We start from the raw sequence: 24,113 nt of genomic DNA, 5'->3' as shown, positions 1-24,113 counted from the left end.
GAGGGTTTATATACGGCCAGCGGGAACGTCCGGGCAATGACTGTCGGGATCGTCGCGCAGCGGGACAACGACCGGGCTATGTCGCTTGCGAGTACACTGTGTAACCGGCTGCGCGCCACGTCGGCGGCCGTTGTCGTCGACGAAACGACCGCCGGAGCGCTGGGTGACCACGACGCATGGGACGCAGCCGTGCCCGATTCGGCGCCGGTCGATGAGATGTCCGCCTGTGACCTCGTCGTGAGTATCGGCGGTGACGGAACGTTTCTGTACGCGGCCCGCGGTGCGGGGTCGACGCCGATACTGGGGGTCAATCTCGGCGAGGTCGGCTTTTTGAACGCGATTGCACCCGAAGAGGCCGTCGAGACGGTTGTCGCGGAGGTCGAACACATCCAGAAGACCGGGAGCGCCAGAACGCGGGCCAAACCGCGACTGCAGGCAAGCGGCGACGACTGGGAGCTGTCGCCGGCGCTGAACGAGGTCGTCGTGCAGGGCGAGCGACGCGGTCACGGCGGCGGGGCGACGGTCGATGTGTACGTCGATGATTCGCTCTACACGTCCGGCCACGCTGACGGCGTACTGGTAGCGACACCCACCGGATCGACGGCGTACAACCTCAGCGAACGCGGCCCACTCGTCCACCCCGACGTGGCCGGTCTTATCATCACGGGGATGGCAGACGAGATGGGGACGCCGCCACTGGTCGTCGACGTTGACAGCGAAATCGTCATCGAGCTCACAGATGCTGACAGCGGTGTCGTCGTCAGTGATGGTCGGGTTCGAAAAGACGTGGTCCCGCCAGAGCGGATAACGGTCTCGCGTGCGGGCGAACCGGTCCGGCTTGCTGGTCCGCCACTTGATTTCTTCACCGCACTCGACAAACTGGCCTAACGCCGACCGACGGCGTACAGCACCGGGGCGAGAACGAGCAGTACCAGACCGAACAGTTTGTACTGGAACGACGACGCGAGGACGCTCGCGCTGTTCGGTTCCATCGCCGACGCCGGCGTAATCACAAGCAGTGCCCCCAGCGCGATTGTATGGAGTCCCAGCATCCGGAGCGACCGTTGTGGGAGAATCGCGACGAGTCCACCGACAAAGCCGAGTAGCAGGACATCACCGATGGTGTAGTTCAGCAGGAAACTATCGATGAGTTGCAGCGGTGACGCGAGCATTCCTATCCAGAATTTCGCCGTGATGGAATCTTTAAAGTTCCGTTACGCCGCCGACCACGGGCGGCGTTTGGCCGTTCAATCGCCCGCCGTCCCCAGTGGTGTGAGCAGGAGATAGCCGGTCGAGGGGGCGCCGGCCGTCCGCAGCCGAAACTGCCGCGGTTCGTCGGGTGCTGTCGAGAGGGCGACGACATCGAGGTCAGCTGTACTGACTGCCTCGGCGTCCACCTCGTCTATCCCGGCCACGAGCAGCGCCTCTGAGAGGGCGGTCCCGTTGAGGCGATCGGACGGCACGTCGAACGTGGTCCCAAATGACTCGTTTGCCGCACGCACGACCGGGCCGTGCCCCTCGTCGGCGAAGTACAACACCGGGTCAGGATGGCCATCGAAGAGGTCGACTGGCTGTGGCTCCGGTGTTTGCTCGACATCTGCCGACACTGTCATCATCTCGTCGGTCGTCTCGCCGGGCGAATCAGTCACCAGAAGGTAGGAAACGCCGCCCAGCCCGCCGCCAAGCGCCAGACCGAGGCCGACGGTGACCTGTTCCGAAAGTCCGAGTGAAAACACTGACTGCACCACCAGCGCGACGGTAGCGAGCACGACCGCTCCTGCCCCTATCCAACCGATCACGGCCGCGAGGCTGCCAAGACGGTGTCGACCGCCTGTGTCCGTCGACGACTTGCTCATCGGTGCACACTCAATGGGCCATCGGTTAACGCTTTTCGAGAGGCGGTTGCCGGTAAAACATATACAGTTGCCAGCCCTAGAACAGTTTAATACTGTGTCCAGAAGTACAGGTGGCCCACCGCGGGTGCTCGTTGTCGACGACGAACACGATGTCGCCGACACGCAGGCCCTGAAACTCGGCGAGCGCTACGAGACGACTATCGCGTACAGTGGTCAGGCGGCGCTTGACGCTGCCGGCCCAGAGTTCGATGCTGTGTTGCTCGACCGACGGATGCCCGACGTGCACGGTGACGACGTGCTTTCGCGGTTGCGCGAGCGGGGGTATGACGGCGTCATCATCATGCTGACCGCAGTCGACGCCGATCTGAACATTCTGGAGATGCCGTTCGATGACTACCTTCAGAAGCCGGTCGACCAGTCGACGCTCCTGTCGGCGCTCGATCAACATCTCGACCGATCCGATGCAGACGAGAGGCTCGACGAGTACTTCCGGATTTCCTCGAAACTCTCCGTGCTGGAGCGCGAAAAGTCTACGTCACAACTGGAAGCGAGCACCGAGTACACGGAGCTAAAGGAGCGTGCCAGGGAACTGGAGTGGGTGCTGCAAGCCGAGAACAATGATTTCGAAGAACTGAAACAGACGTACCAGTCTATCAGCAGAAGCTAGGTGTTGAGAATCAGCGTCTCTTCGATGTACTCGTCGATGGTATCCCGAACCTCGGCGACAGGATTGTCGTTGCGAGTTGCGCTCTGAAGGATCACACCGTCGAGTATCGTGATCATGAACCGCGAAACCGTGTTAGGGTTGACATCGGCGAAGACTCCCTGTTCGATGCCGTCCTCAATGATCTGTACGAGTTGCCGGGCGAACAGTTCGTCCGTCTCAGTGAACTTCTCACGGAAATCCGGGTTCTGGACTGCCTGGGCACGCATCTCGACGTATGAACCGAGTACGGCGTCCTTATCTGGCGTTTCAACGCAGTCAGGGAAATCATCGAGAATGAGACTGACAAAGGTCTTGATGTCCTGTTCGGGGTCGCCAGTCGATTCGATTTGAAAGATGCGGTTAAATTCCGTGAGGATGAACTCCTGAAACGACAGCAAGAGGTCCTCCTTGCCATCGAAGTGGTGGTAAAACGTCGATTTGCTGAGGTCGGCCTCGTCCGCAATTCGCTGTATCGAAAGTCCGGCATACCCGTATTCCCGGAGGGCACGGAATGTCGCTCGCATTATCGCCTCATGCGAATCCGCTGGCTCCCCGGCGAACGGAATTCCATCACTCATCCCGACCGAATATTCGTTCGGGCAGTAAATATCTTCCCACTGTTACGGAACCACAACGTTGATGCACGACCGAACGTTCGTTCGATGTACACGGTTCGGGCGGGAGTCTGCACAGACGTATGTGGGTATATATCCCAATCTCCCAGGCATGACGTCCGCTCCGGACAGAAATAACGACAAGGAATGTCCGAAGTGTCCCTACGTATGAAACCACGAACGATACTGACGCTGGCTGTTGTCGCATTGCTCATGGCATCCGGAACGGCGATCGGCGCTGTGACCGGAAGCCCCGATTTCGACGCAACGTTCGTCGATAACACCGTCACACCCGGTGAAGAGACGACACTCGACGTTGTCCTCGTCAACAGCGGAACGGTCGACTCCGGGTCTACGACCCAGGGAATACAGAATAGTGAAGTAACGACCGCCCGCGGGACCACAGTCAAGGTCAATAACGGAGACGCCCCGATTACGGTAACAACGAACAAACAGGCCGTCGGCTCCGTCCCGGAAGGCAAGACGAGTCCGATTTCATTCGACATCAGCGTCGATGACGACGCAAGTCCCGGGGACTACACCGTTCCTGTCATCGTCGAATACGAGTACACGAGCTATATCTCCGAAAATGACGGGGCACGTGACGAAAAGACCGCGACTGAACGGGTCGAACTCGAACTCGAAATCGACGATGACGCGGGTTTTGACGTGGTGAGCGTCGACTCCGGCGCGCGCGTCGACTCGGTCGGGACGGTTGCAGTCACCGTCGAGAACACTGGTGACGAACCAGCCCGAGAAGCCTCAGTAACGCTGGAATCGACAAATCCTGAACTCACAGTCGGTAGTGACACCAGCAGCTCCCGGTTTATTAACACCTGGGAGGCCGGTGAACAGCGGACGCTCCGGTACCGCGTCGGTGCAAGCGGTGACGCCAGAGCCGAACCGTACCAGTTTGACCTGCAAGTCGACTTCGATGACACCGACGGGGTGCGAAAGAGTACGTCTGCCTCTTCGATCGGGATTACACCTGCCCGCGAGCAAACGTTCACTGTCGAACGTGTTGACAGCGACGTTGCTGTCAGTGACTCCGGGACGTATAACGTGACCCTGCGCAACGACGGACCTGTCACAGTCTCGGACGCGACAGTGACACTTACCACGCAGAACAGCGCGATTACGTTCGGACAGTCCGAATCCACATCGCAGTTTGTCGGCTCCTGGGAGCCTGGTGAAACGCGAACGGTGAGCGTTGACGCAAGCGCCAGCGACGACGCCAAGACACAGAGCTACGCGCTGTCGGCGTCAGTGAGCTATGACGACCCAGAAGGCGATGCCGGCGTCGCTGACGACATCTCACTCGGACTTACACCCGAACCCGAACAGTCCTTCGCCATGGGTGACGTCGAGTCGTCCCTGCAGGCGGGTGACGACGGCACGCTGGAAGCGTCGTTGACCAACACCGGCGACCGGACAGTTCGTAACGTCGTCCTGAACTGGGCGAGCACTCACGACAACATCTCGCCGAAGGAGACCCAGTACGCGGTCGGCAACCTCGAACCGGGCGAGTCAACGACCGTCTCATTCGATGCCGACGTGTCGGATAACGCGAACTCCGGCCCACGACAGTTCGACTTCGTCGCCAACTACCGCAACAGTGAGGGCGACAGGCGCGAGAGCGACACGCTCGAAATCCGGCAGAGCGTCGACGGCAGCGCCGACGAGTTTATCGTCGAGACGACGAACGCGTCGGTCAACGTTGGTGGGTCGAGCACGCTCGAAGTGACCATCACCAACGACGCCGGTGAGCGACTGACCGATATCGAGGCAAAACTGTTCGCCGAGTCACCGATCTCTGTGTCGGACGACCAGGCGTACGTCAACAGCCTCGATCAGGGCGAGTCAACGACCATCGAGTTCGGTATCAGCGCAAGCGGTGCCGCGATGACGAAAAGCTACCCCGTCTCGGTCGACTTCCAGTACGAGGAGCCGGACGGAGATACGCCGGTGTCTGACACCTACCGCCTTCCGGTCTCCGTGACCAACTCCGGCGGTGGCAGTTCACCGCTGACGGCGATTATCGGCGTCGCACTCGTGGCCGCTCTGGCCATCGGCGGCTACTTCAGGTTCCGCTAACGCATGGACTACCAGCGCTACATCGATTGGGCGGACGACCGCATCGTCCACGATTCACGGAAGGTGGTGCTTCTCTTCCTAGTCGTGACGGTGGTCTTCAGCGCCGGCCTCGGGAGCGTCTCGACTAACTCCGGGACGTCACAGTTTACCACCGACCTGCCGGCCGAGGAGGCACTGCAGGAGGTCAACGACAAGTTCTCGCCGACCTTCTCACCAGACACAGGGAGTACACAGCTCATCCAGCGGGAGACCAACGTCCTCTCGAAGCCGGCGCTGCTCCGGATGCTCAGGTCACAGGATCGGTTGGAACAGCACGGAAAACTCCGTGTCACATCGACCTCAAGCGCTGCGAGCATTGTCGCCCAGCAACTGGACCCGGAAGCGACGACGACGGAACAGCAAGTCTATGCTGTCGAAGCCACGACACCGAGTGAAATCGACGCCGCCGTCAGGCGCGCGGCCGAGCAGAATCCCCGGTTCAAATCGCTACTAAGCAAGGACTTCAATCGCAAAGCCGCCTCGGCGTCGGCGACCATCGGGGTCGTCACACATGAGGTCCCGGCCGGAATCTCCTCCGGGTCAGGCCAGGGCGGTTCGAGTCCGCTGACGAGCATTCAAAAACAGGCCGGGTTCACTGTCGCCAGTGCTGACCACGGTGGCATTACCCTGTTCGGCAGTGGTATCGTCGCGGACGAGTTCTCGAACGTCGTCGGCGACTCGCTTATCCTGACAGTGCCCGCAGCAGTGCTGTTCATCCTGTTTTTCCTGACGATTGCCTATCGCGACCTCGCGGACATGGCGCTTGGCTTAGTCGCACTGTTTATGGCCGTCGTCTGGACGTTCGGCTTCATGGGGCTTGCTGGCATCCCCTTCTCGCAGATGCTCATCGCCGTGCCACCGCTGTTACTGGCAGTCGGTATCGACTTCGGGATTCACGCTGTCAACCGGTATCGGGAGGAACGCGAGACCGGAGCGTCCATCCAGAAGTCGATGCGGATCACGACCGACCAGTTGCTTGTCGCGTTCTTCATCGTGACCGGGACAACGGTCATCGGGTTCGCCGCGAATCTCACCAGCGCACTGCCGCCGATTCAGGACTTCGGCTACGTGGCCTCTGTCGGTATCACGTTCACCTTCCTCATCTTCGGGGTGTTCCTGCCCGCAGCGAAGGTGGAGTTGGACCGACTCCGCCAGCGCTACCCCATTCCGACGTTCAGCGAGACGCCGCTGGGCGCGGAAGATTCGGCACTCAGCGACGTGTTGCGCGGCGGCGTTATCATCGCGAACCGCGCCCCGATCATCTTCCTCATACTCATCCTCGTATCTACGGTCGGTGCCAGCTACTACGCCACCGGCGTCTCGACCTCGTTCAGTCAGGAGGACTTCCTGCCGCCCGAGGAGAATCCGGACTTCGTCGAGGCCCTGCCGGAACCGTTCGCTCCGAGCGAATACACCGTAACGGAGGTGACGAACTTCCTCGATGAGCGGTTCGATACGACCCAGTCCAGTCAGGCGACAGTGTACGTAGAGGGGCCGATGCGGAACGATGCGGCGCTTGAGCAGATGTATCGAGCGGGTGACAACCCGCCAGACTCGTTCGTCCGAGCAGACGGGCGGGCTGATTCGACGTCCATCGTGACGGTCATTCAGGATCAGGCAGAGCGTGACCCCGAGTTCCGCCGGATGGTCGAACGCAACGACCAGAACGACAACGGGGTTCCGGACGATAACCTCGAGGAGATATACGAGTATCTGCTCGACTCGCCGGCCCGTAGTACGGCGCTAGAATACATCACCGAAGACTACCGGAGCGCGCGTGTCGTTTACACAGTCGAATCAGACGCGACCGACGCAGAGGTGACCACCGATACGAGAAACGTCGCCGACGACTTCCGGTATGAGGCGACGGCAACCGGCACGGTCGTCGTGTTCCAAGCCGTCTCGGACCTCATTCTGGAGTCAGCCATCCAGTCGCTGGCAATCGCACTTGTCGGCTCATCAGTGTTCCTCATCCTCATCTACAATATGCTGGAGGGGCGGCCGTCGCTCGGCCTCGTGAACATGATTCCCGTCGTCGTCACAGTGGCGTGGCTCGGCGGGACGATGCGGCTGCTCAATATCCCGTTCAACGCACTCACAGCGACGATGTTGGCGATAACTATCGGGCTAGGGGTCGACTACTCTGTCCACGTCACCCACCGGTTCGCCGACGAGTTCAAGGAGAACGACCTCGAAACGGCACTGGACCGAACTGTTCGCGGGACTGGTGGGGCGCTGTTCGGGAGTATGCTCACCACGACATTCGGTATCGGTGTGCTTGGGCTGGCTGTGTTCCCCGCAATCGGCCAGTTCGGCATCCTGACGGCCATGTCAATCGGGTACGCGTTCCTCACCTCCCTGATGGTGATCCCCTCCGCGCTCGTCGTCTGGGACCGGGTATTCAATGCTGACTGGTCGGTTCGTGGCATACTCGGGTTCGGTCGGTCGCGTCCACCCGCGCCTGTCGACGGCGACGACTGACCCGTGGCCTCGGGGCACAACCCACCGCTGGTCGTGTCCGGGCGAAACACGCCACTGAAGCCTTTATTTGCCGGCATCGTCCTAGCATTGGTATGACTCACGTCGTTATCATCGGCGCGTATGGAAGTGCCGGGGCCGCAGTCGCCGGCGACCTTGTCGAGGCGGAGGACATTGAACTCACGCTCATCGACAACGGCGAGCCCGGCGGTGGCCTCTGTATCCTCCGTGGCTGTATGCCGTCCAAGGAAGTGCTCTCCGCAGGCGCTCATCGCTTCCAAGCGCGCCACGACGACCGTCTCGTCGGCGACGTGCCCGACGTTGATCTGGATGCCGTCGTCGAGCGCAAGGACGACCACGTGCTCGACTGGGCGGGCCACCGCCGGGACTCCGTCCACGAGATGGCCGAGCGCGACGACGTAACGTTCATCCATGACACTGCCACGTTCGTCGACGAGCATACGGTCCGGGCCGGCGGTGAGGAGCACGAGGCTGACTACGTCGTCATCGCGACCGGTTCCAGCGTGAACGTCCCGGATACGCCCGGTATCGACGAGGTCGACTTCATGACGAGCGACCAAGTGCTCGACGCCACCGAGTTCCCCGACTCCGGCATCGTGATGGGCTTCGGGTACATCGGGATGGAACTGGTCCCGTATTTGGCGGAGGCCGGCGGCATGGAGCTTACCGTCATCGAGCACGACGACCGGCCAATCGACGAAGGTGACCCGGAGTTCGGCGACGAGGCGCTTGACATCTACGAGGACAACTGGGACGTGACCATCCCGACGAATTGCTACGAGAAGGAACTGGAGGAGACTGCGGACGGCGGCGTCCGCCTCACCGTTGAGTACGACGACGGTAGCGAAGAGACGTTCGAAGCCGACCAGCTGTTCCTCTTTACCGGCCGGCGGCCGACCGTCGAGGGGCTCGGTCTGGAGAACACGCCAGTCTCGGTTGAAGGCGACTGGGCGAAAGACACGATGCAGACCCGCGACGCCGACCACATCTACGCCGTCGGCGACGTCAACGGCAAGGAGCCGATTCTCCACGTCGCCAAAGAGCAGGGCTTCACCGCGGCCGAGAACATCGTCCGACAGGAGGCCGGTGGCTCACTCGAAGCATACCGAAACGTCCACCACCACGTCATCTTCTCCGGACTGGGCGTGTATCCGTTCGCTCGTGTCGGCCACAACGAGGAAACCGCAAACGAAGCGGGCTACGACATCGTTACAGCGACGCGACAGGCCAGCGACGACGGCGTGTTCAAATCCAAAGACGTGCCCGAAGGGCTTGCAAAGCTCGTCGTCGACGCAGACGACGGGACAGTACTCGGCTGGCAGGGCCTGCACTACCACGCGGATAGCTTCGCCAAGACGTTCCAGACCATCGTCGAGCTCGGCCTTGACGTGCGTGATCTGCCGGACCGGGCCTACCACCCAACACTGCCGGAGAACGTCGATGGCCTCATTCGGGACTGCGTCGACCAGCTATAAGCGGTCGACCTGAACACCGGTCACATCGAATCGCACTCCGCCGTCCTCGCTTTCTGTGACAGTGATCCGGCCACCGTGGGCGTCGACGATTTCGGAAACGATAGCCAGCCCGAAGCCGGTCCCTTCGTCGCTCGTGGTGTAGCCGCGCTCGAACACCTCGTCACGCTCGTCTTCGGGAATCCCGGGACCGTCGTCCGCGACGTAGAACCCCCGGCCGTCAGCGAGGGTCCCGACGCAGACGGTCACGGGGTCGTCGCTGTGTTCCACACTGTTTCGGAAGAGATTCTCGAAGAGTTGTTGAATGCGCGTCTGGTCGCCCGTAATTCGTGCGTCCGTATCGACCCGTTCAAGCGTCGCGTCCGAACTCTCGACGGTGTCCCAGGCGGCCGTGATGATGTCGTCTAACGACGTTTCGGTCGCGTCGATGACCTTGTGGCCGCCGCGAGCGAGCGCGAGCACGTCGTCGATGAGTTCATCCATCCGTTCGAGTGACCGCCGGAGCGATTCGACGTGTTCGGGGTCCCCGTCGTACGCCTCGTCAACAAGCGTGAGCCGGCCGAACGCAACGTTAAGTGGGTTCCGGAGGTCGTGGCTGACGACGCTGGCGAAGTCCTCCAGACGGTTTCGCTGGCGGGTGAGTTCCTGCTCACGGCGTTCGCGCTCCTGTTCGTAGCTGATCCAGTTCCCCATCAACTCAACAAGCGTGACTTCCCACTCCGAGAAGGAATCACGGGGTTCCGTCCCGTAGAAGCAGAACGTGCCGTACACCGACTCGTCGACGACGACGGGCGTTCCAAGATAACAGGAGACACCCATCTCCGTGTAGCCGGTCTTGGTGGTCAGTTCAGGACGGTCCGCGGCGATGTCGGCGAGCACCAGTGTCTGCTCCTCAACGACGGCCCGCTCGCAGTTTGTGGCGTCCAGCGGGACTGTATCGCCCGCCTCGATAGCTCCCGTCCGGTCGCGGACGATTTCGAAGACGTACATATCGCCATCGATGTGTGAGAGTACAGCCGTTTCGGCTCTGAGGGCGTTCTGCCCGATTTCGAGGAGTCGCTCGACCTTCTCCTCGAAATCCAGATCCTTACGCGAAATGACCCGGTAAATCTCTCGGAGCGTCCGCTCTCTGCTCCTGATCTCTTTCTCGTGCTCGTGTCGCTCAGTGATATCACGGAAGTACACCGAAATTCCGGTTTGCGATGGGTACGCAGACACTTCGAACCACGTCTGTAGCGGCTCGAAGTACGCTTCGAAGGATGTTGGCTCCTGCTTAGTCATCGCCTGTCGGTACTGCTTGCTGAACTCCGTTTCTTCGAGGGACGGGACCACTTCCCAGATGTTTTTCCCCAGCAAGTCGGTGGTATCACCGTCTCCCGCCATCGCACGGCCGATGACGCGGCGACCGCGTTCGTTGGCGTATGTGAACTCCCAGTTTTCGTCCACCGCAAAGAACGCGTCGGTCATCCGGTCGAGAATGTCCGCCTCCTCCTGATAACGAGCGACAGCAGCGGTGATCTGCTGTCGAAGGAACTCCGTCTGCTCTGAGAGGGGTGTCTTCGTCACGTAGTCCGTGACCCCGGCAGAAATGGCATCGCTGGCCACGCTTTCGTCCCCATCGTCAGTGAATAACAAAAACGGGAGGTCAGACGACTGCTCCCGGACGACGCTCAACAGTTCGATCCCGTTCCGGTCCGGGAGTCGGTACTCGCTGACAATGCAGTCGTAGGACGCGTCTTCGAGGGATTTGAGCGCGTCGTCAACCGTTTCACACACCGTCACAGTGAATTCATCGGTGCTACCAGTCAGCGTCTCTTTGACTACCGTGATGTCGTCACAGTCCGCATCGACATAGAGAACGCGTACCCGCCCGGCGGTTCCGTCATGCCCGTGACGGTTCGGCGTGGCCACGGGTGTATCCATATCCGTTTCAGGAGATGTGGGAATAAAATTGTACCGCCGGTAGGCTTTCATTACCAGGGTTTAGCAAGGGTATATCGACTGGGAGGTCAGTCGGGCCGACGAGCCGATAGGACCGGAATCTCGTCGATGCGCGACGGGGGAAGCGCGTCCCAATCGACGCCCGCTGGCGTCGTGTGCGTGGTCTCCGTCTCAACCGTGCGCTCCGGCGTCACAACCCAGTCCATCGGCACGTCATGGTCGTCGACGGGGACAGTGGTGTCGACGACACCTTCGGGGCCGCCGACAATCTGGAGTTCGTGGACCGTCGTCACGACCGGTGTCGTCTCGTCGACCAGCCCCAGTTCACGGAGGACGGCGTATTCGAGGTCGCTGTACCCCTCGCCCTTCCCGATTCGCGCGCCGGCTTCAGTGACCGCGACCGACCCCGACACCACGAGGTCGACGCTCCCAACCGCTTCCGGGCCGACCTGTCGCGCGTGGTCCGCGACGTTTGACACTGCCGGTGCGGCCTCAATGTCGTCGAGTTCGGCGGGATCGAGTTCGTAGAAGCATCGCTCGTCCCGGAGCCGTGGCACGGCCATATACACTGTCTTGCCGGCCCGCAGCGCCGCCCGCCGGACCGGAAGCTGGGGCGAGTCCGGATTCGCCTTGACCGTCTCGGCGGCGTCCCATACCGCCGTCTCGGCCAAGCGCTGTGCGGCCTCGCTCGCGCCCGCGAAGTTCGGAATCCGGTCGTGGGGCGGAAACGGAAACCGAGCGATACTGCGCTCTTCCAGCGCGTCCCAGACTGTTTCACGGATAGCTTGTTTGTCCATGGCGCTACGGCCTCCGGCGGCGGAACTGCTGTGTGCAGACCAGCGCCAGCAGTGCGACAAGCGCCGCGACAGCTGTGAATCCGGGACCGCTGGCGTCGGTCGTGGACTGGTCAGTGCTCGGCGTGTGGTCCGCGGGCGTGGGCTCGCTCGTTTTGGTCACGGCCGACCTCGGAACGTAGCTGTCGGCGTCGTAGCGGTCCGGATAGAGCTGCGCGGTAGCGTTGTGTGCGAAGGCGACGACGCTGCGGGGCGCGGGCTGGTTAATGTCCCGCACCCGGACAGAGACCGTCGAGTTGGTCTCGCCCGCGGTCGTGCTGGCGTATGGTTCCGTCTCAGCAATGGTCGCCGAGTTTTCGGTGACGAAGAGGACCTCCGGATCGAGTTTGAGGATAATCTCGTCGCTGAGCTGTGGGTACTGCGTGTGGTTGCGTGCGGCGACGTTCTCCGCGCCGGCGAGTTCGATGAGCGACGTGACGAAGGTGTTGTCTGCCGCCACGTACCCCCCGCCCAGCGGGTACAGCGCGGCCGGACGATCTTCGGCGTCTGCGGTGACCTGTCGAACGGCGTCGACGTTCGCGTCCATCCAAGCGTTCGCTTCGCTCGCGCCCCCGCAGTTACCAGTCAGGCGACCGATAGTCGCCGTCTTTGTCCGGATATCCTCGATAGTCGTCGCGGCGGGGAGGTGATACACGGTGAGCCCGGCCTGTCGGAGCGGGGCCACGTCACCGGCGCTGGCGTTCGGCGCGATCACCAAATCCGGGTTCGTGCTGACGACGCGCTCGACGTTGACGCCGAAGCTCGCGGAGACGTTCGTTCGACTCTCAGCCCCGTCAAGATAGCTTGCATACTGAGTGAGCCCGACCACTTGGGAGCGGCCACCGATCTCCCACATCGTCTGGGCAGCCGAAGGGTTGGTCGTCGTCACCCGCTCCGGGCGCTCCTCGATAGTGACCTCGGTCCCGGTCGCGTCGGTCATCGTCACAGGAAACGAGCAGTCGTCCGCCTGTGTGGCTGCTGTTGCTGAAGCTGGAGTGACACCCGCGAACGAGCCGACAAGCAAGACAGAGACGAATACGAGAGAAAGTCGTCGCATGTCCTAGGCGGGTGTCAGGAGCAATAAATACTTATCTACTGCAACTGGGCTTTCATACATGCGTTTCGCGGGTCGGACCGTCGGGTGGTCGGCGGGCCTCGTCGCCGTCCTCTGTGCCGTGGTGACGACGAGCGCCGGCATCGGCCCGGTTTGGATTCCACCCGATATCGTCGGGAAAGTGCTGCTCAACACCGTCGTCATCCCGACTGGTATCTCGGTCTCAGGCCCTGCCGTCGACGTGACTACGGCCCACGTGTTCTCCTACGCTGTGAGCGACCTCCAGACGCAGATCGTGCTGCAGGTCCGACTCCCCCGGATACTGCTCGGTGCGGTCGTCGGCTTCTCGCTCGCCGCCGCGGGGACGATCATGCAGGGGATCTTCCGGAACCCGATGGCTGATCCCTCTATCATTGGCGTCTCCTCCGGCGCGGCGGTCGGCGCGGTCGGCTTCATCGTTGCGCCCGTCGCGATCCCGTTCGGGCTCGGGCTCCGCGGCGCGGCCTTCGTGGGGGCGCTGGTCGCGGCCTTTGGTGTCTATCTCATCGCGACGCGGAACGGCCGCACACCGGTCGCGACGCTGTTGCTGGCCGGCGTGGCGATACAGACGTTTCTCGGCGCGGTGGTCTCCTTCCTGTTGCTCCACAGCGGCGAGAGCATCCGGCGGGCGCTGTACTGGCTAATGGGCCATCTCAAAGGCGCGTCCTGGCCCGAAGTCACCAGCAGCATCGTGCTCGTTGCCATCCCGTTCGTCGTGCTGCTGGCGTATGCACGCGACCTGAACGTGATGCTGCTCGGCGAGGAGGACGCACAGAGCCTCGGTATCGAAGTCGAACGGACCAAGCGGGTCCTGCTCGCGCTGTCGGCGGTCATCACGGCGGCAGGCGTCGCCGTCGCCGGCATTGTCGGCTTCGTCGGCCTCATCGTGCCTCACGTGATGCGGCTGCTCGTCGGGCCTGACCACCGGATACTGCTCCCGACGGCGGCGCTCGCCGGGGCGTCGTTCCTCGTGGCGACGGACACGCTAGCACGCTCGGGTAGCGCCGAGGTCCCGGTCGGTATCGTCACTGCCGTCCTCGGTGCGCCGTTTTTCCTGTATCTGCTCCGGAAGCGGGAGGTGCACGAACTGTGAGCGGTGCAAATGGGTCCAACAGTGCCGACCCGGAACGGGACCGCTCCGGGCCGATGCTCGACGTATCCGACCTCGCGGTGTCTTTCGGCGAGCAGTCGGTCGTCTCGGGCGTCGGTTTCAGCGTCGACCGTGGGTCACTCGTCGGCCTCGTCGGCCCTAACGGCGCGGGCAAGACGACCGTCCTGCGAGCGGTGAAGGGGACACTCGATCCCGACCGTGGGACAGTTCGCGTCGGCGGCGAGCCGATCTCGGACCGCTCGGCGAAGGCGGTGAGCCGCCTCGTCGCGAGCACGCCACAAGGAACCGCGCTGTCGTTCGACTTCAGCGTCAGGCAGACCGTTGAAATGGGGCGGACACCGCATCTCGGCCGGTTCGACCGGATGGACGAGGACGACCGGAATGCCGTCGAGACAGCGATGGAGCGCGCGAGCGTTACCCAGTTCGCCGACCGGCCGTTCACCTCGCTGTCCGGCGGCGAGCGCCAGCGTGTCCTGCTGGCCCGGGCGCTGGCTCAAGAGACGCCAGTCCTCCTGCTGGACGAGCCGACGGCGAGCCTCGACATCAACCACGCCGTCCGCACGCTTGAACTCGTCCGGACACTGGTCGAAGACGGGAAAACGGCCGTCGCCGCCATCCACGACCTCAATCTGGCCGCCCGGTACTGCGACGAACTGGTGTTGCTCGCCGGCGGCGGCATCCGTGCTGCGGGCCGTCCCGCCGATGTTCTCACGAGCGACACGCTTCGGGACGCTTTCGACGCGGAGACGCTGGTGACGACCCAGCCCGGCACCGATGCGCCGCTCGTGACGCCGCTGGCTGACCGGGAGGCAGTCGACCGCCGCATCCACGTCGTCGGGACCGGCAAGCCGGCGGCGTCCGCCGTCTCGACGCTCGTCGGGGCAGGCTGTCGTGTCAGTGTCGGCGTTGTGCCCGCCGGGGATATAGCCGCCGAGCGCGCCCAGGACCTCGGCTGTGAGACGGTCACGGTCCCGGCCTTCGCCGGCATCGACGACGCGGCCCGCGAACGCGCGGCCGAACTCGCCCGGGCCGCCGATGCCGTCGTGATAGCGGGCGAGACCGGTGACGGCAACAGGCCGGTCGTCGAGGCTGGCGGGACCTGCCTCGCCGTCGAGGCAGATGAGAGTGCCCCCATGAGCAACGGTCGCGACGCCGTGCCGATGGCCGCGCTCCCCACAGCGGTCGCGTCTCTGCCGCCCGCAGCGAAGCGAGATGCGACACCATCGCTCAATCAGTCGACCACGGACTGAGTCCACCGTCGACTGAGGTATCTCCAGCCGAGAACAGCAACACCGATACTTTTCGCTCCCATACGTCGTCCGTGGACGATACGATTTCGTGGCTCCGGGACCGGCCGTACTACGAGGGACAGATCGTCGATCAGCGGACGGTCCCAGGCCGGGACGCGCGGACCGCGGACTGTGAGGTTGCGGACCGGCTCGCCGGCGTCCTCGAAGACCGGGGTATCACGGACCTCTACACCCACCAAGTGGAGGCAATCGAGGCGGTCCGGTCCGGTGACAACGTCGTTCTCGCGACCGAGACGGCGAGCGGTAAGAGCCTCGCCTACACCGTTCCGGCGTTCGAGCGGGCGCTTGACCGCCGGGCGACAACGCTGTACATCGCACCACAGGTCGCGCTCATCAACGACCAGACGGAAACGCTGTCGGAACTGGCACAGGGACTCGGCTTCGCCTCCGGTGTCTCCGTCGCCCAGTACACCGGCCGACAGTCGAAATCCGAGAAGGAGGCCATCCGGGAGCGTCAGCCGACCGTGTTGCTGACGACGCCGGACATGCTCCACTACGGCATCCTCCCACACGCCCACCGGCTGTGGGAGTGGTTCTTCCAGCGGCTCGAGACCGTCGTCATCGACGAGGTCCACGGCTACCGCGGCGTGTTCGGCAGCCACGTCTCGCTGGTGATGCGCCGCCTCCAGCGCGTCGCCGAGCGATTCGATGCCGGGGGGACACGCACAGGAAGCGACGGTGGGACAGCGGGCGGCCCGGAGTGGGTCTGTTGCTCGGCAACCATCGGCAACCCCGTCGAACACGCCGCGGCCGTTACCGGCCAACCCGAGCAGTCGTTCGGGCTGGTCGACGAGGACGCCAGTGCCAGCGGGCCGCGTCACTGGCTGCTGTGGAATCCGCCCGAGTACGAAGGCGACGGGTGGGGGAGCGGCCGCCGGAAGTCGAACCACGTCGAAACGAAGCAGCTGTTCGTGGACCTCGTCGAGCGGGGTCTCCAGACGGTCGTCTTCGCCGGGTCGCGCCAGACGGCCGAGCGGTACGCCAGCGATAGCGCCGACGAACTCCGGAGCCGCGGGGAGCACGCCCTCGCCGACAGCGTCGGCGCGTACCAGGCCGCACTGACCGACGACCGCCGGCGCGAACTGGAGCAGGGCCTGCAATCCGGCGACCTGCGGGGCGTCTGGTCGACCAGCGCGCTCGAACTGGGCGTCGACGTGGGGGGCCTCGACGCCGTGTTGCTTGACGGCTACCCCGGCACGCGGATGCGGGCCTTCCAGCAGGCCGGGCGGGCCGGCCGTGGCACCGACCCCGCCCTGGTGGCGCTGGTGGGCGGGGAGGACCAGCTGGACCAGTACGTCCTTCGCAACCCCGACGCGCTGTTCGAGACAGGGGCCGAACAGGCCGTGACTAATCCCGAAAATGAGCAACTGCTGCCGGACCACGTCCATGCAGCCGCCTGCGAGAATTGGCTCTCGCCAGACGACGACCGCCATTTCGGCGAGACGTTCCCCGACATGGTTTCGGGCCTCGAATCGGCCGGAAAGCTCGACCGCCGCCAGACCGACCAGGGAATGCGCTGGCTCGGCAACGGTAGCCCGCACCACGAGATGAACCTGCGGACCGTCGATGACGGCGAGGTGAAGCTGGTGGCAAAAGGCGACGTGATAGCGAAGCTCTCCGTCGAGGATGCACTGCGAGACGCCCACCCCGGCGCGATTTACCACCATCAGGGCCGGCGCTACGAGGTGACAGACCTCGATCTCGATACAGGCGTTGCCGAGCTTGACCGGACATGGGCCGATTACTTCACTCGCGTCCTGCACGACAAGACCATCACCGTCGAGGCGGACCTGGCGGAGCGGCGACTGCCGACCCGCGAGGACGTACCGGTCCGCTTCGCCTCAGTGACGATGCGCAAGCAGATCACCGGCTACGAGCGTCGCGACGGCTCCTCCGGGGAGGTACTCGGGCAGCGCTCGCTTGACCTGCCGGAGACGACACTGGAGACGAAGGCGCTGTACCACACCGCGCCGTCTGACCTAGAAAGCCAGATACGGCAGGGAGCATACGGAGCCGAAGGCGACCGCGGGAGCGGTGGCGGCGGTCAGTCCGGCGATGCAGCGACCGACGGTGGTGACACCGGCGACTTCTCAGGGGCAATCCACGCCGCAGAGCACGCGATGATTTCGATGTTTCCTTTCGAATACCTCTGTGACCGCGGCGACATCGGCGGGCTGTCGACGCCCCGGCACCCCCACACCGGCGAGCCGACCATCTTCATCTACGACGGGTACCCCGGCGGTATCGGCCTGACGCGGGCGGGCTACCACGACATCGGACCGCTGATGGACACCACGCTATCGATGCTGACCACGTGTGACTGCGCCAACGGCTGCCCGGCCTGCGTGCAGTCGCCCCACTGCGGGAACGCGAACGACCCGCTGGACAAACACGGCGCTATACATCTACTGGACGGATTGTTGAATCGATAACAAGCTCCCTCGGTTCCGGCAGTGGTTCAGATGTCATCCGCCGCTTTCGGCAGCGTGAGTCCGACAACGGCCCCCCGCGGCTCGTTATCTTCGACCCACACGTCGCCGCCGTACGCATCGACCAGCGTTCGGACAAGATAGAGGCCGACGCCGGTCCCCTCACTGTCCGGTCGCTTCTCCCCGCGCTCGAACACCGTCCGTTTCTGCTCGTCCGGGATTCCCGGACCGTTGTCGCTGACAGTGACGCTGACTGCGTCACCGTCGTCAGTTACGTCGACGGCGACCGACGGCGGTGCCGAATCGTTGTGCTGGATGGCGTTGGTGAGGACGTTCCGAAACACGGAGGACAGGAGTTCGTCGGCTTGCACCCGTACCGACGGGAACTCATCCGGGACGGTGACCTGCGCGTCGGTGTACGTCGCTGTGATATCCTCAGTCACTGAGGACAGGACTGACTCAAGCGCGACCGGCTCAGTCTCCCAGTCCGTCTGTCGCATTACCGTCGCAAGGTTTCCAGCTGTCTCAAGCAGTTCCGCAGCTGACCGGCTACTCTCCTGGATTCCATCGACGTGTTCCAAGGCGTTGCCACTGCACTGGTCCCGGAGCAACTCTGCCCGGCCACTGATGGTCTGAAGGTGGTTCGTGAGGTCGTGACGGACGATCTGATTCAACAGGTCGAGGTTGTCTCGCTGCCGTTTCAGCTCCCGCTCGCGTTCGATCCGTTCGAGAGTCGAGAGTGCGTTTTTCCCGAGGATATCAGCCAACTGTGCCTCCCGTTCGGTCGGTTCGGCTCGCTCGTCCGTCCCGGCCGTCAGGAGTCCGTACTCTGCGAGCGGGACGGTGATACCCCCGTGCAGCGGTACATCCGCTGCGGCTTTCTCTTCCGAAACGAGAACTCGCTGTGTCTCGTCGGATTCGTACTGTTCCCACAACCAACTCCCGCGCTCGTGTCGCATCACCTGGCCCGGGTCAGCACGGACCTCGACGTGCTCCCGGAGTGGCTCAGAGATGGTTACAGCTTTGAGTTCGCTGTCGGTGGCCGCCCAGAAGACACTGAAGGGAAAATCGAGAATCGCTGTTGCAGTCTCGACCGCGACTGTCGCGACCGTAGACTGGTCTCCGGCGGCCATCAGTCGCCGCATCGCTATATGTAGCTCCCCGATCTGGTCCTCTGGAGGCGCCTGATAGGGAAGGGAGTCGGAGTTTGACTCCATTTTTACCCCCTTATTTCGACCTGAATATAAATACTCTTTTTGTGTGGTAAAAGTACACGCCCAACACAGCCATCAAGAACGGTTCACTCGTAAACCCCCATTCGCGTTCGACTTCCCGGCCCGATTACGGCGGCTAGCTGAAGTCTTCCAGTCGTAACTGATCGGGGTGGATACCGTCTGGTTCGCTCGCGCCGAGCAGACGGGGGAGTGCCGTGTTCGCGAACGTCATACCGACGACGAGTAGTATCGGTGCAAAGAAGAGCCCGTAGAATCCCAGTACGACTGGTCCGAGCGTGTACGCGAGCATGAGGAGCCCGACATGCGTGCTCTCACCGCTGAGAAGTGGCCGGAGCAGCAGGTCCGGAATTGTGTCGACGACGACCACCGCGATGAGAAGGAATCCAAGCACGTACGCAAGCAGCGAAGACTGCCCGTCAAGCACCACCGGGAGCGCAGTGATACCAGTCAGTGGGAGGTAGATTATTTTCATCCCGACGACAGGGATCAAGCTCGCAATACCAGTCAGCGCGCCGGCAAGCGTCGGATACGGGACCTCGACAGCTGCCGGCGCTACGACGTTATAGCCGGTGAATGCGGCGATGGCGATGAGCGAAATTGCGAGCACATTCAGAAGATTGCCGAACAGCACCGCTTCCAGTTCCTCGTCGACGGCTTCGAGGTACTCGCGGATGATGGCCCCGTCATCGAATCGGAGCAGCCACTCGCGAATGCGCTGCCCGTCCACTAGAAGGTAGTACGTGACGATGGTCGTGATGAACAGATTGAGGAAGAACTGGGAGGCGACCGACGTAAGCACCATCGCGTTCTCGCTGAGGAAGTCGACGAATGGCGAGAGCTGTCCCGACTGGTAGGCGCTGTACAGTCCCTCGACGGTGAGGTCTGGCACTGACTCCGCGCCGTCCAGCCAGCTGATGTGTGCTGCGGCCACGTCGACGAGCGCGTACTGGGTGACGAACTGTCGGGCTTCGACGATGAGGAGGACGGCGGCATAGCTGACGAGCAACAGGAGGGGGATCGCCAGCGACGCCATGACGACGACGGCACGTACCCGCGCCGGAAGACGGAGCCTGCGCAATGAGCTGTAATACCGTCGCGTCGAGTAGTAAAGGAACACGGAGACGGTCAACGCCGCGATAAACTGATATGCGAGTACGCCAACCACCACCGCGACAGCGAGACCAAAGAGGGCGACGACGAAGCGCTTCTCGTCCATATACATACCATCTTGTGAACAAGTATAAACGTACGGGCGCTGGGAATTCCGCAGACAACACGGGGTCTGACACTGTCGCAAATAGCTACTCGGTTCGCTCGCGTGTGGGTCTGACGCCGTCGTGGACGCCGATGTCGCCGGAGAGTTCGTGCTGGCTCGTGTCGCTGAGGTCGATACCCTCCGCGCGGCAGTCCTCCTGCACCTGCTGGATGAACGCAGCCCTGACCGACGCGAGTCGATTCCGCCGTTCGTTGGGAATCCAGATCCGGCCTGTCAGGATGACCGCCGTCGACGCGAGGTCGCTGACTCTGGCTGTTGGTGCCGGCTTCTCCGAGACGTGATCGAGATCGCGGGCGGCGTTCGTGATGATTGCCTGTACCGTCTCGATATCGTCGTCGTAGCTGACACCGAACCGGTAAGAGATACCCACTGGGCCTGTTGATGTCTGGTTCGTCACCGCACTCGTTGCCAGTTCTGTGTTCGGGACGATTATACGCTCGTTGTCCGGCGTCCGAATCCGCGTCACGCGCAGGTCGATGTCGACGACTGTGCCCTGCATCCCGTTCCAGGCGATGACGTCACCGACGTTCAGATCCGGGTCGGTCACGATGAACGCGCCGGCAACAAAGTTCCCGAGCACGTCCTGTGCCGCCAGCCCCACCGCCAGTGTGATGCCTGCGGCCAGCAGCGTCGACCCCGCGAGCGCGCCCCGGAAGCCCGCAACGCTAGCCCCGATGACCACCGCAAAGACCACCGACAGCAAGTGGACGGCACTGGTGAGTGCACTCGCGACCGTCTTATTCGTCGCCGTCCGTGACAGCGCCCACCGGACCGCTGGCACAACGATGAGCCGGCCGATAGCGTAGAGCAGCGCCGCCACGGCGAGAAACTGCGCCCCGTCGCTCGCGAGCTGTCCGTACGTCGAGATGATGTCGATATCCAGACCCGCCGGGAACTGCATATCGTCTCTCGTAGCCCAACGGATATGAAATCAAGGTGTCCCGGGCTGGTGGTGACTACGGCTCTGCCCTGCGTCACCCGACACGCTCGTTTAAAATCAGCCTCGTCTTCGTACCCACAACCTCCTCCAACTCACGGGCTTGCGTGATGAGTCCGTTAACTGCGTCGGTGTCAGCGGCGTCAACGACAACGACGATGTCCTCCTCGCCGGAGACTTGCCACACGAAATCGACCTCCTGCCAGTCGGCGATGCGGTCCGACACTTCAGCCGTGTCGACGTTCACGTCGACGCTGACCTCGATCATCGCTTTCACGTTGCCGGTCCGCGTCGCGACAGTGAACCGTTCGATAACGCCGTCATCGACCAGACGCTCGACGCGGTTTCGCACGGTCCCTTCCGACGTTCCGACTCGGTCTGCGATTTCGGTGTACGGGGTCCGAGCGTCCCGGCGGAGTATCGAGAGTATCTCTCTGTCGAGGTCGTCCATCGAGATGTGACAGTATCACCGGTCGTGACTTGAGGATTACGAAATTCGAAATTCGTCTTCGAAAGCAACCCTTATGCCCCACTATAGTATACGCATCTCGTAATGGCTGACGCATACGTGGCAATCGAAGGCGACCGTGTCATCGAGGCGCGTGCTCGCGCTCCCGGGACGGCCCGCGGCGAACTGGTCTTTACAACGGCGTACACCGGTTACGAGGAGAGTCTCACAGACCCTTCCTACGAGGAACAGGTCCTGACGTTCTCCTATCCACTTATCGGGAACTACGGCGTCCGAGAGGAGCGCTTCGAGTCGGACCGCGTCCACCCGCGCGCGGCGGTCGCCCGCGAGATGACCGACGACGTGGCCGAGTGGCTAGAATCCGAGGACGTCCCGGCCGTCGACCATCTCGACACGCGCGATATCGTCACTGAAATCCGCGACGAGGGGGCGATGAAATGCGGGATCGCCGCCGGGCCGGACATGACCGAGCAGGACGCGCTCGACGAACTCCACGAGTGCAAGCATATGTCCGACCACACCGACATCGGCGCGCAGGTCTCCGTCGACGACGTGGAGGTCCACAACGAGGGCGGCGACGGTGCGACGGTCGCGCTGGTCGACTGCGGTGCGAAGGGTTCTATCACCGAGTCGCTCGTCGAACGCGACGCCGAGGTCCACGTGTTCCCCTACGACGCCAGCGAGGACGACGTGGCGGCCGTCGACCCGGACCTGCTGTTCATCTCGAACGGCCCCGGCGACCCGGAGAATTTCGAACAGGCCGGCGAACTCGTCGAGACATACGTCGGTGACGTGCCGCTCGCCGGCATCTGTCTCGGCCAGCAGGTCGTCGCCAACGCGCTCGGCGGCGAAACCGAAAAGATGGAGTTCGGCCACCGCGGCGTGAACCAGCCGGTCCGTGACCTGCGCTCCAATCAGGTCGTGATGACGACCCAGAACCACGGCTACACCGTCGCCGATCCCGGCGACAAGCTCGACGTGACACAGGTCAACGTCAACGACGATACGCCGGAAGGGCTGGAAAACGATGATCTGAGCATCATCACGCGCCAGTACCACCCCGAGGCCAACCCCGGTCCGCACGATTCGCTCGGCTTCTTTGATGATGTGCTAGGGATGGCGGGGGAGTAGAGAGAGCCCGAGCGGAGCGAGGGGTCTCCAGATATCCGAACGGCGACGGTAGGAGCCGTGAGGAGAGCGAGGGACGCGACTACAGGGAACGGCCCTCGAATTGCGAGCGGAGCGGGACCTTCGGTCCCGCAGGCAGTCGGGCGGTATCGCCGCCCGACGACGGGGAACGGAGTGACTCGCGAGCAATAATGCGGTTTGCACACGCATGAGCCACGTCTGTCAGTCGCTGTCGTCGTCGATTGGTTGTCCGCGGTAGTATGTGGTCTGGTCGCTGTCTTCGGTTTCGGTCGTGTTGTTCTGCGGTGCGACGGGGCGGCCGCGGTACATCACTCGGTTGGCGGTGTCGTCGCCATCGATTGCGTCCGGACTATCCTGCTGGTGGGTCTCGATGAACTCGGCAGCTGCTTTGAGAGTCGTCTTGTCGGTCTTGCGATGCACCCAGCAGTGGTACATTTTCCGTGGGGTTCTGAGCGCGAGGCGGTGCGCACGGAACCCTGACTTGGTGGTAACATCGGCAACTGCCTCGTGTGGGATCTCGATGACTTCGTCGTCCTCGTCTTTCCCGATGAGACAGAGCGTCCGGCGACCAGTAACCAGAATGACCGTCCGCCGGTCGCCGATCGGTGAGTCGGTCTTTCGTTTCGTCCCGCGCCCGATGCCGCGCTTCCCGTTGGTCAGGAGATACGCCGGAGCTTCCGCGCCGTCGAGGTACGTCAGCGGTGGGTTGTTCAGCGGTGGTGACTCGGAGAAGCGACTCTTGTATCCAGCGAGGACTCCTGTCGTAACCGAGTCACCGGGAGCCATCTCAGCGACTGTCTCCGCCCGCTTAGTGATGTCCTCTATCATCGGCTTCCCGGAGCGGCGACAGCGATTGCAACACGGTCCATACCGCTAGTGTCATAGCCTCAGAAATGAGTGTTACGAACGTGCCATTATTGTCCCAGGATAAGACAGATGATCATCAATAGATAACTAGGTACTATCTATGGACACCATATATGCTCAGCAGTTCAGATGTGCAATACTTGAGGAACTGGCTCTTGGATGACAGCCGTTAGGACCCGGCTG

20 protein-coding genes are annotated in these 24,113 nt (G+C 62.7%); 9 read left to right on the top strand and 11 right to left on the bottom strand.

Annotated elements, in window-relative coordinates:
• Positions 1-36: 36 nt before the first annotated feature.
• Positions 37-888 carry an NAD(+)/NADH kinase gene (locus ACODNH_RS13450; protein WP_306704933.1) on the top strand — a complete coding sequence of 284 codons (852 nt, stop codon included), beginning with the start codon at positions 37-39 and terminating at the stop codon, positions 886-888.
• On the opposite strand, the gene ACODNH_RS13445 is transcribed toward ACODNH_RS13450, so the two are convergent.
• Both ACODNH_RS13445 and ACODNH_RS13440 read right to left on the bottom strand, forming a co-directional pair.
• A complete protein-coding gene (locus ACODNH_RS13445; RefSeq protein WP_004593774.1) occupies positions 885-1,172 on the bottom strand; it encodes a hypothetical protein in 288 nt (95 codons plus the stop codon). The two genes, ACODNH_RS13450 and ACODNH_RS13445, sit on opposite strands and share 4 nt — an antisense overlap.
• A gap of 75 nt (positions 1,173-1,247) precedes the next feature.
• Positions 1,248-1,856, bottom strand: coding sequence for a hypothetical protein (locus tag ACODNH_RS13440; RefSeq protein ID WP_306704929.1), 609 nt, complete (start codon positions 1,854-1,856; stop codon positions 1,248-1,250).
• Positions 1,857-1,980: 124 nt separating this feature from the next.
• Here ACODNH_RS13440 and ACODNH_RS13435 point away from each other — a divergent pair, with 124 nt between their 5' ends.
• Positions 1,981-2,523: a response regulator gene (locus ACODNH_RS13435; RefSeq protein WP_306707439.1), complete on the top strand. Its 543-nt coding sequence runs from the start codon at positions 1,981-1,983 to the stop codon at positions 2,521-2,523.
• Here the strand turns inward: ACODNH_RS13435 and ACODNH_RS13430 are convergent.
• A complete protein-coding gene (locus tag ACODNH_RS13430; protein WP_306704927.1) occupies positions 2,520-3,140 on the bottom strand; it encodes a TetR/AcrR family transcriptional regulator in 621 nt (206 codons plus the stop codon). The genes ACODNH_RS13435 and ACODNH_RS13430 overlap by 4 nt on opposite strands.
• Positions 3,141-3,344: 204 nt before the next feature.
• On the opposite strand from ACODNH_RS13430, the gene ACODNH_RS13425 reads away from it, so the two are divergent.
• The 3 genes from ACODNH_RS13425 (at position 3,345) to ACODNH_RS13415 (ending at position 9,283) form a co-directional block, all read left to right on the top strand.
• Complete coding sequence (locus tag ACODNH_RS13425) at positions 3,345-5,270, top strand: COG1361 S-layer family protein (protein WP_306704925.1); 1,926 nt, start codon at positions 3,345-3,347, stop codon at positions 5,268-5,270.
• 3 nt (positions 5,271-5,273) lie between these two features.
• Entirely contained in the window at positions 5,274-7,790 is a 2,517-nt protein-coding gene (locus tag ACODNH_RS13420; protein ID WP_434530419.1) for an efflux RND transporter permease subunit, read from the top strand.
• Positions 7,791-7,882: 92 nt separating this feature from the next.
• A complete protein-coding gene (locus ACODNH_RS13415; protein WP_306704921.1) occupies positions 7,883-9,283 on the top strand; it encodes a dihydrolipoyl dehydrogenase family protein in 1,401 nt (466 codons plus the stop codon).
• Here ACODNH_RS13415 and ACODNH_RS13410 read toward each other — a convergent pair.
• The 3 genes from ACODNH_RS13410 to ACODNH_RS13400 all read right to left on the bottom strand — a co-directional run bounded on the left by ACODNH_RS13410 (position 9,278) and on the right by ACODNH_RS13400 (position 13,111).
• On the bottom strand, positions 9,278-11,203 hold the full coding sequence (locus ACODNH_RS13410; RefSeq protein ID WP_434530418.1) for an ATP-binding protein: 1,926 nt from the start codon (positions 11,201-11,203) through the stop codon (positions 9,278-9,280). The two genes, ACODNH_RS13415 and ACODNH_RS13410, sit on opposite strands and share 6 nt — an antisense overlap.
• Before the next feature lie 86 nt (positions 11,204-11,289).
• Complete coding sequence (locus tag ACODNH_RS13405; RefSeq protein ID WP_434530417.1) at positions 11,290-12,018, bottom strand: 5-formyltetrahydrofolate cyclo-ligase; 729 nt, start codon at positions 12,016-12,018, stop codon at positions 11,290-11,292.
• A gap of 4 nt (positions 12,019-12,022) precedes the next feature.
• On the bottom strand, positions 12,023-13,111 hold the full coding sequence (locus tag ACODNH_RS13400; protein WP_434530416.1) for a PGF-CTERM-anchored ABC transporter substrate-binding protein: 1,089 nt from the start codon (positions 13,109-13,111) through the stop codon (positions 12,023-12,025).
• Between the two features lie 58 nt (positions 13,112-13,169).
• On the opposite strand from ACODNH_RS13400, the gene btuC reads away from it, so the two are divergent.
• From btuC to ACODNH_RS13385, 3 genes are all read left to right on the top strand, one after another.
• The gene (gene btuC / locus ACODNH_RS13395; protein ID WP_434530415.1) at positions 13,170-14,240 is read left to right on the top strand and encodes a vitamin B12 ABC transporter permease BtuC; all 1,071 of its coding nucleotides are present in this window, start codon (positions 13,170-13,172) and stop codon (positions 14,238-14,240) included.
• A gap of 53 nt (positions 14,241-14,293) precedes the next feature.
• A complete protein-coding gene (locus ACODNH_RS13390) occupies positions 14,294-15,508 on the top strand; it encodes an ATP-binding cassette domain-containing protein (protein ID WP_434531444.1) in 1,215 nt (404 codons plus the stop codon).
• Between the two features lie 71 nt (positions 15,509-15,579).
• Complete coding sequence (locus ACODNH_RS13385) at positions 15,580-18,000, top strand: DEAD/DEAH box helicase (RefSeq protein ID WP_434530414.1); 2,421 nt, start codon at positions 15,580-15,582, stop codon at positions 17,998-18,000.
• A 26-nt stretch (positions 18,001-18,026) separates the two neighbouring features.
• Here ACODNH_RS13385 and ACODNH_RS13380 read toward each other — a convergent pair whose 3' ends face one another.
• The 4 genes from ACODNH_RS13380 to ACODNH_RS13365 all read right to left on the bottom strand — a co-directional run bounded on the left by ACODNH_RS13380 (position 18,027) and on the right by ACODNH_RS13365 (position 21,896).
• A complete protein-coding gene (locus ACODNH_RS13380; RefSeq protein ID WP_434530413.1) occupies positions 18,027-19,214 on the bottom strand; it encodes a sensor histidine kinase in 1,188 nt (395 codons plus the stop codon).
• A gap of 133 nt (positions 19,215-19,347) precedes the next feature.
• A complete protein-coding gene (locus tag ACODNH_RS13375) occupies positions 19,348-20,448 on the bottom strand; it encodes an AI-2E family transporter (RefSeq protein ID WP_306704903.1) in 1,101 nt (366 codons plus the stop codon).
• Positions 20,449-20,533: 85 nt separating this feature from the next.
• Positions 20,534-21,409: a mechanosensitive ion channel family protein gene (locus tag ACODNH_RS13370; RefSeq protein WP_306704901.1), complete on the bottom strand. Its 876-nt coding sequence runs from the start codon at positions 21,407-21,409 to the stop codon at positions 20,534-20,536.
• 73 nt (positions 21,410-21,482) lie between these two features.
• Positions 21,483-21,896: an Lrp/AsnC family transcriptional regulator gene (locus ACODNH_RS13365; RefSeq protein ID WP_004518577.1), complete on the bottom strand. Its 414-nt coding sequence runs from the start codon at positions 21,894-21,896 to the stop codon at positions 21,483-21,485.
• 102 nt (positions 21,897-21,998) lie between these two features.
• Between ACODNH_RS13365 and carA the strand changes: the two genes are divergently transcribed.
• Positions 21,999-23,045 (top strand): glutamine-hydrolyzing carbamoyl-phosphate synthase small subunit, encoded by a 1,047-nt coding sequence (carA, locus tag ACODNH_RS13360; RefSeq protein ID WP_306704895.1) that lies wholly within the window; start codon positions 21,999-22,001, stop codon positions 23,043-23,045.
• Between the two features lie 219 nt (positions 23,046-23,264).
• Here carA and ACODNH_RS13355 read toward each other — a convergent pair whose 3' ends face one another.
• Positions 23,265-23,891, bottom strand: a complete 627-nt coding sequence (locus ACODNH_RS13355; RefSeq protein WP_306704894.1) for a hypothetical protein — start codon at positions 23,889-23,891, stop codon at positions 23,265-23,267.
• Between the last annotated feature and the right edge of the window lie 222 nt (positions 23,892-24,113).

Source organism: Haloarcula sp. NS06, assembly GCF_051122755.1.
Lineage (GTDB): Archaea > Halobacteriota > Halobacteria > Halobacteriales > Haloarculaceae > Haloarcula.
This window is presented reverse-complemented; position numbering and strand designations above follow the sequence as displayed.